The organism is Halorhodospira sp. 9621, from assembly GCF_022228055.1.
GTDB lineage: Bacteria > Pseudomonadota > Gammaproteobacteria > Nitrococcales > Halorhodospiraceae > Halorhodospira > Halorhodospira halophila_A.
The window spans coordinates 1-4,038 of record NZ_JAJNRD010000063.1 but is presented as its reverse complement, the minus strand read 5'-3'; the positions used below and the strand labels follow the sequence as shown (position 1 = coordinate 4,038).

The 4,038-nt window shown below is 67.3% G+C and carries 8 protein-coding genes; all 8 read right to left on the bottom strand.

Annotated features, from left to right (window positions below; all coding sequences use genetic code 11):
• Positions 1-85: 85 nt before the first annotated feature.
• Entirely contained in the window at positions 86-523 is a 438-nt protein-coding gene (mntA, locus tag LRF89_RS12950; protein ID WP_238637325.1) for a type VII toxin-antitoxin system MntA family adenylyltransferase antitoxin, read from the bottom strand.
• A 46-nt stretch (positions 524-569) separates the two neighbouring features.
• A complete protein-coding gene (locus LRF89_RS12945) occupies positions 570-986 on the bottom strand; it encodes a type II toxin-antitoxin system VapC family toxin (protein WP_201169082.1) in 417 nt (138 codons plus the stop codon).
• Positions 986-1,261, bottom strand: coding sequence for a type II toxin-antitoxin system Phd/YefM family antitoxin (locus LRF89_RS12940; RefSeq protein WP_201169079.1), 276 nt, complete (start codon positions 1,259-1,261; stop codon positions 986-988). The genes LRF89_RS12945 and LRF89_RS12940 overlap by 1 nt, the downstream gene beginning before the upstream one ends.
• A gap of 98 nt (positions 1,262-1,359) precedes the next feature.
• Positions 1,360-1,839, bottom strand: coding sequence for a hypothetical protein (locus LRF89_RS12935; RefSeq protein ID WP_201169077.1), 480 nt, complete (start codon positions 1,837-1,839; stop codon positions 1,360-1,362).
• On the bottom strand, positions 1,836-2,111 hold the full coding sequence (locus LRF89_RS12930; protein ID WP_238635741.1) for a nucleotidyltransferase domain-containing protein: 276 nt from the start codon (positions 2,109-2,111) through the stop codon (positions 1,836-1,838). The genes LRF89_RS12935 and LRF89_RS12930 overlap by 4 nt, the downstream gene beginning before the upstream one ends.
• Before the next feature lie 290 nt (positions 2,112-2,401).
• Positions 2,402-2,911 carry a hypothetical protein gene (locus tag LRF89_RS12925; RefSeq protein ID WP_238637324.1) on the bottom strand — a complete coding sequence of 170 codons (510 nt, stop codon included), beginning with the start codon at positions 2,909-2,911 and terminating at the stop codon, positions 2,402-2,404.
• Between the two features lie 5 nt (positions 2,912-2,916).
• A complete protein-coding gene (locus tag LRF89_RS12920; RefSeq protein ID WP_238635743.1) occupies positions 2,917-3,621 on the bottom strand; it encodes a C39 family peptidase in 705 nt (234 codons plus the stop codon).
• Positions 3,618-3,998: a hypothetical protein gene (locus LRF89_RS12915; protein WP_201169069.1), complete on the bottom strand. Its 381-nt coding sequence runs from the start codon at positions 3,996-3,998 to the stop codon at positions 3,618-3,620. The genes LRF89_RS12920 and LRF89_RS12915 overlap by 4 nt, the downstream gene beginning before the upstream one ends.
• Positions 3,999-4,038: the final 40 nt, after the last annotated feature.

Genomic DNA, 4,038 nt, shown 5'->3' with positions numbered 1-4,038 from the left:
GTTCTCCGGACCTCAGAGGAACTCCGCAAAGACCGCCTGAAGCGCCCGCAGGTCGTCCAGGTGATGCTGGAGGTCGGTCAGCGCGTCAAGGCGCCGGCGGATGATCTCGGCTTGCACCACGGCGGAGCCTCCGTTTCAGGGCGGCGCGCTGGACGCGCAGATACGGCTCAAGGTCCCAGTATTCGCGGGCGATGCGCGAGGAATAGGTCCCGCGCTGGAAGTCGGGCCGCGCGTAGATTAGGCAGTTGTGGCGGACGGCCTCGAACTGCAGGGCCGGATCGGCACGTTCCAGGAGGACCAGGTCTATGCGCTCAAGGCCGGCCCGGGGCAGCTCCGTCAGCAGGTCCAGGCGTTGTGCCTCGAGGCGCTTCGGCGGCCCGGCGAGGCCCAGGTCGACGTCACTGTCTGCCCGAGCGTGCCCCGTCGCGTGGGACCCGAATAGGAAGGCGGCCTGCACGTCCGGGAAGGCTGCCAGGACGGGCTGGACGGCCTGCTGGATGGCCTCGGTGCGATCTTGCGTCATGACGTCATGTTAACGCGCAGTGCGCATGGCTGCCTGTCCGCCGGGCTTAGTGTGGTATCCGGTGGACGTGCAGGCCGGGGACTTTCTCGAAGTCGCCATCCCCCGTGACGAACGCGCCCCTCGGGTCCACCGTAAGCAGGCAAGCTGCCTGGATCGCATCGGGTGTGCGCAGCCTGTATTGGGCGCGCAGCTCCGTAGCCCTGTCCAGCACGGCGGTGTCCAGCGCTATCACCGAGAGCCCCGGGTCGTCGAGGAAGCCATCCAGTCGCTCCAATGCCTGCGTGTCGGATTCTCGCAGCGGGCGCACCCGGCACTCCAGCCGGCTCAAGGCTGAGGCCATCAGCACCGGCGGTTCGTCAGAGCCGCGTTCCAGTCCCCCAAGCACCTGCCGGGTGGCGTCCCGGGTCTGCCTGTCTCCCTCCAGCAGATAGATGATGGCGCTGGCGTCCAGAAAAACACGCATTAATCGCGCCAGCCTTCGCGCTCTGATTGCAGCTCACGGTCCAGCTCCGCACGGTTGCGCGCTGCGCCGTATGCCTCGTCATCCCCTAGCAGGCGATCCCATAGCCTTTGCCGGGCCTGGGTACCCTCCGACAAGCGCTGGTAAGACTCCTCGCTCAGGATCACGTAGCGGGGCCGGTTGCGCTGGATGACGTGCACCGGCCCGTTCTTCAATGCCTGATCCACCGCGCTGATGCCACGGCGCTTGATCTCTTGTGCGGAAATGACGTTCTCCATCAGTACGACCTCGGGTACTTGATTTAGTATCCATTTTAGCACCGAAATCGAGCAGGGAGGCTCTGGATCTTAGCTCCCGGGGTCGCGGACGGCCCGGGTTACGCCCAACCCCGCTCTTTTGTGATCGCAATCAGGCTGTCCGTCACCTGTGCCAGCACCGGCACGTACGCGTGCCCTCGCTGAAGGGCATCGGCAAGGACCGCCGGGTCCTCGATGTACTCATGCACCATCTGGTTGCGCAGTTTGCGGACAGCGAACCAGTCGTCGCTGGAAGGAATCCAGCCGAACCGTTCGGCACGATCCAAGTTATCGAGGGCAGGACCTACGCGCTCGCCGAGCGCGCGCAGCAGCGCCGGGATCAGCTTGTCACCAAGTGTGTCCTGGAGCCGGCCGAAGCGCGCCACAAAGGCGTCAACCCGCTCAGCCTCTTGCGGGTGATCCTCCAAGGCGCGCGCTCGCTCCGTCGTGAACGGTGCCTCGAACAGCCGCTGATCGGTTGCGAGCAGGTGCCTGCGCTCGCGTTCAGCGATCCGGGTCAGAAACTGAAGGCGCGCCTCTTCTGCCTGCTCGTGGTTCAAAGCTCGACTCCTTGCTCCTCAGCAATCCGGTGGATGGCGCTCACCTCAAGGTTCGGGGCCTTCAGGATGACATCCACCGATCGGCCTTCCAGCGCGCGGCTGATCTGTGCTTCAAGCCGGGCCGCTAGCCAGGTCGCATCGTCGACCGGCTCGGGGAGGGTAACGAGCAGATCGACGTCGCCGCCCCGCGCGTCATCGAAAACCCGCGATCCGAAGAGGTGCACGCGTGCTGTGCCGCCGGTCATTTGCTCGACAGCACGATGAATGGCCATGATTTGCTCTTGGGTTAGTCGCATTCCCCAGGCCTCAGAGGGGCTCCGCAAAGACCGTCTGCAACTGCATGGCGCCATGTTAACGCGCAGTGCGCATGGCTGCCTGTCCGTCGGGTTAGTGCGGTATCCGGTGGACGTGCAGGCCGGGGCCTCGCTGGCGGAGATCTTCGGTGGCGAGTTCTAGGCTGTCGGGGGCCTCGTTGGTTATCATAGCGTATAACCTGGAAGGCGACCGTCGGAAGCGTTGGCGCCCACTCAAGCACGCTTGAGCCGGCCCTCGCGCGCGCGCCTTAGCGCAGACCCTCCAGCATCTGCGTCTGCATCAGCTCGCCCAGCCGGCCGAGGCGCTCCACCGGGATCCCCTCGAGCTGGACGTCCAGGTCCTGAAGGACCTGGATCAGCTGGCTGTCGAGGCTGTTCTGGAGCACCAGGGCCATTCCCTGATCGCCCATGTGCAGCTGCACGCCGTCGGTGGTCGTGAACCGGAAGGCCTCCGCCATCTCCTGGGCGGCGCGGCGGGCGCCGGCGCGGTCGCCGAGGCGCAGGGTGATCGGGTCCAGTCCGATGCTACCGCGGGTCTCACCGTTGACCGCCACGGCTTGCTCGAAGCCGAAGCGCACCAGGACGCCGTCGCTGTTGGTCCAGCCGCCGCGCCACTGCTCCAACTCGGCCGAGGTGACCCGCGCCAGGCCCTCCCACGGGTCGTGGGGCGGTTCGCCGGCCGTAACGGGGCTGATCAGGGCGAGGCCCAGCGCCAGGCCCAGGGCCCAGCCGGTGCGGTGAACGAGGCGTGCGGCCATGACCATCACCACGCTCCTGGGCGGCGTAGGTTGCCGGTGAAGTCGCTCAGCCCCTGGTGCTCGCGGGCGTGCTCGAAGGGCAGGCGGGTCTGTACAGCCCAGGCGCGGTCCGGGTTGAAACTCAACTGGGCGAGGTCGTGGCGGTCGCGGATGATCAGCAGCGGGCCGCGGCGCAGCTGCTCGAAGGTCTGGGCGCTGTAGGTGCGCAGGCCCATGGCCGGGTCGCCGACCAGCACTTGGCCGTCGCGGATGCCCTTGATCACCACGAAGTGCAGGTAGCCGCCGGTGTCGATGAGCACGATGCAGGGGATGCGTAGCTCGGCCACCTGCGCCAGGGTGAGGTTGAAGCCGTCGGCGCGGTAGCCGAGCTCGGCCAGGTAGCGCTGCATGTCGAGCATCGAGAAGCCCTCGGTGCGCACCAGATCCTGATCCGCCGCCGCGAACATGCCGGCGAAGACCTCGGGCTCGTCCTTTGCATGGTCGTAGTGGTAGCTGAGCAGGGTGGCCACCGCCGCCGAGCCGCAGCTGTAGTCCAGGGCCTGGCGGACCACGCCGCGGAAGCGCACCGACTGCAGGCTCTCCACCTGGACGTGGTGGCCGCCGCCGAGCTGCTGGATCGGCAGCCCCGCCGCGTGGGCCGGGGCCGGCGCGGCCAGGGCCAGGCAGGCCAGGGCGCCGAGGGTGGCCAGTGCCGTGGCGCGGCGGCTCATGGGGTGACCGTCACGTTGATGTTGGTGGCTTCCTGGATGATCACGTGGTGACCGGAGTTCTGGATGATCGTGGTCAGCCCGTGATTGTCGCGCAGGGCGCCGTCCTGAATGATGTTCATGCCGCTTGGGCTTGATTCCACGACGTTGCCGAGGACCGTGCCCTGTTCCGAGATGGTGCTGGTCTGGTAACGGAAGGTGTCCGCCATGCCGCGGTGCTCGTCCAGTGCCGCGGCGGCCACCGGCGTGCCGAGCAGTTGTTCGAAGGCGAGGGCGTCGGCCGCCGCGAGCCCAGGCAGGGCCGCCAGCGCTGCGCCGAGGGTGAGCGCCGGTGCCCAGACTTTGGTCCGCCCGCTACGCCGTTGCTTGATCTCGTTCATGAAGGATGCTCCCGATGCGGTGCGCCCCCGGGGGGCGGGG

Excerpts from the sequence above, each read along its gene's own strand:
- mntA (WP_238637325.1), bottom strand. The coding sequence starts at position 523 with ATGACGCAAGATCGCACCGAGGCCATCCAGCAGGCCGTCCAGCCCGTC.
- LRF89_RS12945 (WP_201169082.1), bottom strand. The coding sequence starts at position 986 with ATGCGTGTTTTTCTGGACGCCAGCGCCATCATCTATCTGCTGGAGGGA.
- LRF89_RS12940 (WP_201169079.1), bottom strand. The coding sequence starts at position 1,261 with ATGGAGAACGTCATTTCCGCACAAGAGATCAAGCGCCGTGGCATCAGC.
- LRF89_RS12930 (WP_238635741.1), bottom strand. The coding sequence starts at position 2,111 with ATGGCCATTCATCGTGCTGTCGAGCAAATGACCGGCGGCACAGCACGC.
- LRF89_RS12925 (WP_238637324.1), bottom strand. The coding sequence starts at position 2,911 with ATGGCCGCACGCCTCGTTCACCGCACCGGCTGGGCCCTGGGCCTGGCG.
- LRF89_RS12920 (WP_238635743.1), bottom strand. The coding sequence starts at position 3,621 with ATGAGCCGCCGCGCCACGGCACTGGCCACCCTCGGCGCCCTGGCCTGC.
- LRF89_RS12915 (WP_201169069.1), bottom strand. The coding sequence starts at position 3,998 with ATGAACGAGATCAAGCAACGGCGTAGCGGGCGGACCAAAGTCTGGGCA.